This window comes from Oligella sp. HMSC05A10 (genome assembly GCF_001808335.1).
Classification (GTDB): domain Bacteria; phylum Pseudomonadota; class Gammaproteobacteria; order Burkholderiales; family Burkholderiaceae_B; genus Oligella; species Oligella urethralis.
Window position 1 is genome coordinate 1 of record NZ_KV792896.1, and the last position, 640, is coordinate 640.

1 protein-coding gene and 1 pseudogene are annotated in these 640 nt (G+C 33.1%); both read left to right on the forward strand.

The window, feature by feature from the left end; all coding sequences use genetic code 11:
- A pseudogene (locus HMPREF3144_RS04440) lies at positions 1–335 on the forward strand (hypothetical protein); the annotation flags it as partial.
- Positions 328–640 (forward strand): hypothetical protein (locus tag HMPREF3144_RS04445; protein WP_083290385.1); only part of this gene is annotated, 313 nt, incomplete at its 3' end. The pseudogene HMPREF3144_RS04440 and the gene HMPREF3144_RS04445, both read left to right, overlap by 8 nt.

Sequence of the window (640 nt, forward strand, 5' to 3'; positions counted from 1 at the left end):
TGGGTACTGGGCTGAAAGTTTATAGCTTAGCAGCCTTAAAATCTGTTTCCTCTGGTGCAAGAGATTCTGTGGTATTAAATGAAGATTACAAGGTATCTAATCTTGCTTATGATTTGTCTATTGGTGTTGTAATAGATAAATTCGTTAAAAAAATTATTGAATCGTCTGAAGTGACAGGAGTTAGTAAGCGATATGTAGATATTAAAGGAGGAATTACGAATCATTTTTTAGGCGGTGGAGCTAGTGCTGCTATTGCTAATGAACTGGACTCAAAAGACTTCATTCTTGTTCCTAAAACTAATTGGCCAAACCTTTTACGGAGTAACGATGATTAAGTTTCGAGAAAAATTACCAGATGGATGGTCTCTTGGTATTTCAGGTTCAAGCAATAATATTGTCTATTTTAATAGTCTCTTAATATTAGGAATTGTTAAGCTACTAAAAATCCGTCAAACCGAATCATTGGCCTACGGTAGTTATATTTTAACTTTCTTATTAATTTTTATTGAGATATACATAATTAATTCTATTGCTTCAGGCACATTTGTTTTCTTTTATAAGAGAGTTTTTGTTTTATTTCTCCTGACTGTAGTGACTTTTTATTTTGGCAGAGCCTCTCTTCCTTATTGGAGTGAGACAG